7 protein-coding genes are annotated in these 6144 nt (G+C 70.2%); 4 read left to right on the top strand and 3 right to left on the bottom strand.

Annotated features, from left to right (window positions below; all coding sequences use genetic code 11):
- Positions 1-384 (bottom strand): hypothetical protein (locus AC3XYG_RS05920; protein WP_489138887.1); only part of this gene is annotated, 384 nt, incomplete at its 3' end.
- Positions 385-776: 392 nt separating this feature from the next.
- Between AC3XYG_RS05920 and AC3XYG_RS05925 the strand changes: the two genes are divergently transcribed.
- Positions 777-1334, top strand: coding sequence for a sigma-70 family RNA polymerase sigma factor (locus AC3XYG_RS05925; RefSeq protein WP_489138888.1), 558 nt, complete (start codon positions 777-779; stop codon positions 1332-1334).
- Positions 1334-1969: an NrsF family protein gene (locus AC3XYG_RS05930; RefSeq protein ID WP_489138889.1), complete on the top strand. Its 636-nt coding sequence runs from the start codon at positions 1334-1336 to the stop codon at positions 1967-1969. The genes AC3XYG_RS05925 and AC3XYG_RS05930 overlap by 1 nt, the downstream gene beginning before the upstream one ends.
- A gap of 20 nt (positions 1970-1989) precedes the next feature.
- On the opposite strand, the gene AC3XYG_RS05935 is transcribed toward AC3XYG_RS05930, so the two are convergent.
- Positions 1990-2841 carry an oxidoreductase gene (locus AC3XYG_RS05935; RefSeq protein ID WP_489138890.1) on the bottom strand — a complete coding sequence of 284 codons (852 nt, stop codon included), beginning with the start codon at positions 2839-2841 and terminating at the stop codon, positions 1990-1992.
- Positions 2842-2949: 108 nt separating this feature from the next.
- Here AC3XYG_RS05935 and AC3XYG_RS05940 point away from each other — a divergent pair, with 108 nt between their 5' ends.
- Both AC3XYG_RS05940 and cobF read left to right on the top strand, forming a co-directional pair.
- A complete protein-coding gene (locus AC3XYG_RS05940; protein WP_489138891.1) occupies positions 2950-3852 on the top strand; it encodes a LysR family transcriptional regulator in 903 nt (300 codons plus the stop codon).
- A 127-nt stretch (positions 3853-3979) separates the two neighbouring features.
- Positions 3980-4762, top strand: coding sequence for a precorrin-6A synthase (deacetylating) (cobF, locus tag AC3XYG_RS05945; RefSeq protein ID WP_489138892.1), 783 nt, complete (start codon positions 3980-3982; stop codon positions 4760-4762).
- Between the two features lie 12 nt (positions 4763-4774).
- Here the strand turns inward: cobF and AC3XYG_RS05950 are convergent, their stop codons facing one another.
- Entirely contained in the window at positions 4775-5752 is a 978-nt protein-coding gene (locus AC3XYG_RS05950; protein ID WP_489138893.1) for a lysozyme inhibitor LprI family protein, read from the bottom strand.
- Positions 5753-6144: the final 392 nt, after the last annotated feature.

Raw genomic sequence — 6144 nt, forward strand, 5'->3', positions numbered from 1 at the left:
CGGCAGGAAGGTGGTCGGCCGGTCGGCGAAGCTGAGGTCCAGGCCGTCGGCGGCCTTGGCGAACTGGCCGTCGGCGGCAAGGGTTAGCGCCTCGACCAGCGCCCGCTCATCGGCGGTGCCGCCGTTCCGGGCCGCCAGTGCAGCCCGGGACGCCGCCAGGGCGGCCTGGGCCGGGGCCGCCAGCTCCTCACGGGCCAGGATCAGATTGGCGAAGCCCTTCAGCGCCAGCGCCGGCACATGGTCCGGATCGGCCTCCAGGACCCTGCCCAGCGCCGCGCCGGTCGAGGGCCGATGGGCCGCCAGGCCACGCACCGCCTCTTCGAAGGACGCGGTCGCGATCGGGTCGGTGCCGCTGGTCTCAAGGCTGTAGGCATCCGTGATCATGGCTGGATCCTTTCTCGCCCATCGGGCAAAGCTCGGCCGTTGCGCCGACCAGCAGGCGGCGCCGCGGTAATCCGTTCAAAAGAGGGGAGGGGGCGGCGGGGTCAGCCGTCCGTGGTTGCGACCCTCGACCGCAATGCCAGGGCGGCGTCCGTACCGGCATTGTGCATCGGCGCCGCATCAGCGGCTGCCGGGACAAATGGGAACGGTCGACGATCCATGGAGTGGTTCCGCAGAAGAGGCAGGCCGCGATGGCCTTGTGATGACTTCTTCGGCGGCAGGGCGGCTGGTATTACAAACGCCGTGGAGATTTTTTTCCGGGGTCCCGCTTCGCCCGAAATCGATGGGACCCGCTGTAACAAACCCGAGACCGGAGACGTATGGGGTGATGACGCGTGAATGATCCGTCACGGGAGGAAGAGTGGGCGACATGGATGCGGGCCGCGATTTCGGGCGATGCCGGTGCCTATCGCCTGTTCCTCCAGGCGGTGACGCCGCATCTGCGGGCGATGGCCCGGCGGCGCGGTGCGCGGCTGGGCGCATCCATCAGCGACAGCGAGGACGTGGTGCAGGAAGTGCTGCTGGCGATCCATCTGAAGCGCGGCAGCTGGGATCCGTCGCGCCCGATCGGGCCGTGGATCTCGACCATCGTGCGCAACAAGATGATCGACACGCTGCGCCGGCGCGGCCGGCATGTCAGCGTGCCGATCGAGGACGTGATCGACACGCTGGAGGCGGAAGAGCAAGCGGACCCCCTGGAGCAGCGCGACGTCGACCGGCTGCTGTCGCGGCTGAAGGATCCGCAGCGCGACATCGTGCGGTCGATCTCGGTCGAGGGCACCAGCGTGCGTGAGACCGCGACCCGCCTGAGCATGACCGAGGGCGCCGTCCGCGTGGCGCTGCACCGCGCCCTGAAGGCGCTGGCCGCCCTGTATCGGAGTGAACCGCGGTGATGAACACCGACGATCTCATCAACACCCTGGCGCAGGATGCGCCGGTGCGCTGGCGCCTCGGTCGCGCGGTGGCCGCCGCCATGGCCGGCGGCGCGGTGATCGCGGCCGCGATCTTCTTCGCCGGCATCGGTGTCCGGCCGGATGCGATGCAGGCGGCAATGACGATCCGCTATCTGTTCAAATTCGTCGTCACCCTGGCACTCGCCGTGACGGCCACCGGACTCGTCCGGCATCTGGCGCGGCCGGGCGTGCCGCTGGGGCCGTGGCGCTGGGCGCTGCTGGCCGCGCCGGTCCTGCTGGCCGTCGCGGTGGTGCTGGAGATGATGGCGATGCCGATGTCGACCTGGGGCATCAGGTGGATCGGCACCAACGCGCGCTGGTGCATGACGCTGATCCCGCTGATGGCGTTGGGCCCCCTGGCCCTGCTGCTGCTGGCGCTGCGCCAGGGCGCACCGCGGCATCCGGGCCGGGCCGGCGCGGTTGCCGGCCTGGTGGCCGCCGGGATCGCCGCGACCTTCTATGCCGCGCATTGCCCCGACGACAGCCCGTTCTTCGTCGCCACCTGGTACACGCTGGCGACCGGGATCGTGGTGCTGATCGGCACCCTGGCCGGCCGGCGCTGGCTGCGCTGGTAGCGCGCCGGCCCGGCTGAGCCTCAGGCCGCGGCCTCGCTGGCCCGGGTTGCCAGCGCCACCGGCTCCCACACCCTCAGATCGGCCAGCAGTGTTTCGGCATGCTCGCGCACCATGGCGACGGAATCGGCGCCCAGCTGCAGCCGCAGCGGTGTCCGTTCGGCCGCCAGCGCCTGTTCGACCGCGGCCGGCACCTTGCGCGGGTCGCCCTCCTGCACCTCATGCAGGCCATGGGCGAACTCACGGGTCTTGCCGACCGTCTCGGCATAGGCCGGCAGCACAGGCATGTGGCGCAGGGCGCCGCCATGGAAGCCGGTGCGGAACGCGCCCGGCTCGACGATCAGCACCTTGACGCCGAACGGTGCCAGTTCCAGCGCCAGCGCTTCCGACAGGCCCTCCAGCGCGAATTTCGAGGCGGAGTAGGCGCTGAAGCCGGCGAAGGACAGCTGCCCGCCCAGGCGGGAGATGTTGACGATCGCGCCGCGGCGCTGGGCCCGCAGCACCGGCAGGGCGGCGCGGATCACCGCGACGGCGCCGAAGAAGTTCGTCTCCATCTGCGCCCGCAACTCGGCCTCCGGTGTCTCCTCGACCGCGCCGACGACGCCGTAGCCGGCATTGTTGACCAGCAGGTCGATGCCGCCGAAGCGGGCGACCGCCGCATCCACCGCCGCCTGCGCCGCCCCGGGCCGGTCGACATCGAGCGCCAGGGCCAGCACCCGATCGGGGGCCTGCGCCACCAGATCGTCCAGCCGGGCCGCGATCCGGGCGGTGGCGACGATGGCATCGCCCTGGGCCAGCGCGTGGTCGGCGAAGGCACGACCGAAGCCGGACGAGGCGCCGGTGATGAACCAGGTCTTGTGTGGGGTGCTGCCCATGATGCCCTCCAGGTCGAACGCCGCGAATGGCGTGACCGGAGAATGACCCGGCATGGATCGATCGATAAGGCGGCTTTGTTCGGCTTCACTATGCGATACCATGCATGAATGGATCGCGACCTGCTGCCCCATCTGCCCGTCGTGCTGGCCGTGGCCCGGCGTGGCGGCTTCGCCGCGGCGGCCGGCGCGCTGGGCATGAGCCCCTCCGCGGTCAGCCACGCCGTCCGCACGGTGGAAGACCGGCTCGGCACGCCGCTGTTCGCCCGCACCACCCGCAGCGTCGCCCTGACCGAGGCCGGGCACGGCTTCGTCGCCGCCATCGGCCCGGCGATGCAGGATTTGCAGGACGGTCTGGAACGGCTGCGCCTGGCCGGCGGCCGCGTCACCGGGGTGCTGCGCCTCAACGTGCCGCGCATCGCCCAGCCGATCGTGCTGACCCCGATCCTGCTGCTGCTGGCCCGGCGCCACCCGGAGCTGGTGGTCGAGGTGACCAGCGACGACCGGCTGGCCGACATCGTCGCCGAAGGCTTCGATGCCGGCGTCCGCCTGGGCGGCATGATCGCGCAGGACATGGTCGCGGTGCGGCTGACCCCGCCGTTCCTGGCGATCATGGTGGCGTCGCCGGGCTATCTCGCGGCGCGGGGCGAGCCGGCCGATATTGCCGGGCTGGCGCGGCACAACTGCATCGGCTTCCGCCTGCTCGCCTCAGGCGGCGTCTATGCCTGGGACCTGACGGATGGGGATGAGGAGGTTGCGGTCAGCGTCTCCGGCACCGTGCGGGTCACCGATTCCAGCTATGCCAAGGATCTGGCCCTGGCCGGCGCCGGCATCGCCTATGTGTTCGAGCCGCTGGTCCGGGCGGAGCTGCATGACGGCCGGCTGCGCCAGGTGCTGCCGGCGGCGTCGATCGAGGAGGCCGGGCTGTTCCTGTACTATCCGCGCCGGGCGGCGATCGCCCCGAAGCTGCGCGCCTTCATCGAAGCGGCGAAGGAGATCCTGGCGGGCGGGTAGGGTGGCCGATGCCGCCGGCCCGTCGCCTCTATCGTCGATGGGAGTGCCGAAGGCCGATGTCGCACGCCTGTCAGAGATCTAGAGCCGGCCACGGCATACGGCATGCCGCGGCGGACGACGTTGCGGCATGCCGACCAGTGGGGACCAGATGCGCAAGATCCTGATCATCGGCATCGGTGCGGGAAACCCGGACTATCTGACGGTCCAGGCGATCGACGCCCTCAACCGGGCCGATATCTTCTTCATTCCCGACAAGGGCGCGGAGAAGGCGGATCTGCGGCGGCTGCGGGAAGAGATCTGCGACCGCTTCATCAGGACGGCGGATTACCGGACGGTCGGGTTCACGGTGCCGGAGCGGGGCGGCGCCGGCGCCGATTATCGCGGCAGTATCGACGACTGGCGGGCGAAGCTGGAGGCCGAGTACGAGCGCCTGTTCACGGATCATCTGTCGGACGGGGATTGCGGGGCGTTCCTGGTCTGGGGCGACCCGACGCTCTATGACGGCACGCTGCGGATCGTCGAAGCCATGCGGGCCCGGGGCTTCGCGCTCGACTGCGAGGTGATCCCCGGTATCAGCGCGGTGCAGGCCCTCGCGGCGCAACACCGTGTTGCCCTGAACCGCATCGGCGAGCCCGTCCTCATCACCACCGGCCGCCGGATCGCCGAAGGGTTTCCGGACGAGATCGACAATGTCGTGGTCATGCTCGATGGCGAGATGGCCTTCCGGACCCTGGCCGCCGCCGATGTCGACATCTATTGGGGCGCCTATCTCGGCACTGAGGACGAGATCCTGGTCTCCGGCCGGCTGTCCGAGGTGATGGGCGATATCGAGCGGGTCCGGACCCGGGCGCGGGAGGAGAAGGGCTGGATCATGGACACCTATCTGCTGCGCAAGCGGGAGGATCGCTGAAGCGGCGGGCGTTCAGCCCTGCGGCAGCGGTGCGCCTGATTTGGCCGCCTTGCGCAGCACCGGCCAGGGGATGGTGCAGTCATACGCCCCCTCGGCATAGGCGCCGATCTCATAGGCGTCGTAGTGGATCGCGACATTGTCACGGCGGAACTGCCACGACTCGATGGTCCGGATGCCGTCCCCCACCGCCTTGTCGGTCAGGTCGCTGTCGACCGCATCGGCATCCGCGCCGCGGCGGATCTTTTCCTGGCGCAGCTGGGCGCGGCAGAGATTGGTCAGGGCGGTGACGCCCTTGTCGTCGACCAGGTCGTCGGCCTTCAGCGGCCGCCCCAGCATCGGCGCGTAATTGGCGGCCGCCTGCACGCCCTGCCCATGCGCGCCGCCGTGGTCGACGTAAATATCGAACACGACCGACACCAGCTGGACGCTGTCATAGGTGATGGCGTAGCCGGCGTCGTAGCTGTAGTGCGGATCGTCGTCGACCGGGTCATCGGCCGTCTTCGCCGTCGCCCGCAGCAGCGCGTCGAGCCCGGGCGCCGGGCCGGCCCCGGCGGCGAGCTGCGGCGCGGCGATCGTGACCTCGACCTTGTGCGCCGGGTCGATCCGCTCGCTGAAGCTCGGGCGGAAGGCCAGGGCGCCCGGGCCGGCATAATCGGCCTCGCCGGCCAGGACCCGGCGGCGGGACTCGGTCTCCCGCGCCAGGCAGGCGCCGTCGATCTTGATGGCCTCCTGGCTCCAGTCGCGGCAGCGCGCCTCGCGCTGCGGCAGCCAGCTGCGCTGGTTGCGCAACAGCACCTGGCCCTGGGTCTTGGTCATCCCGGCCTGCAGGGCGGCATAGGCGGCGCTCATGGCGTCATCGGCCTGCTTGGCCTCCGGCGTGGCGCAGATCGTGGTCTCGATGGGCGATTTCGCCTTGCTGCAGTCGAAGGCCAGGGCGGGCGTCGCCGCACCGGCCAACAGCAGGGTGGCGAGAAGGGGCAGGGCGCGCATAGGAAACTCCGATCTGCAATCTCGGGCCAGGGCAGCAGTGGAGCGTGGCGAAATTCGGGACGCCGTCCGCAGCACCACAGGTTGTCGCAATCGCGCCGCGGCGTCGCCTTCCGGACAGTTCCGGTCGTCGGTGATGCAGCGCCGAAGCCCCGGCATCCCCATTTTAAGGACACGGCGCCCCCGCAATGGTGCTGATGCCCAGGAGGTCGGTGAATGCTCGGATTCAATCGGTCGGCCAGCAAGATCGTCTCCCTGCCCACGCCGAAAAACGCGGTGGTCGATCTGTTCCGCGGCCTGTCGATCGAGACGGCACCGGGCATCGCCGCCAAGACCGCGAGCTTCAGCGCGCATCTGCCGGCCGGCACCCCCGTCTACATCACCATGCTGCCGGG

The sequence above is a fragment of the Inquilinus sp. genome (assembly GCF_057815775.1).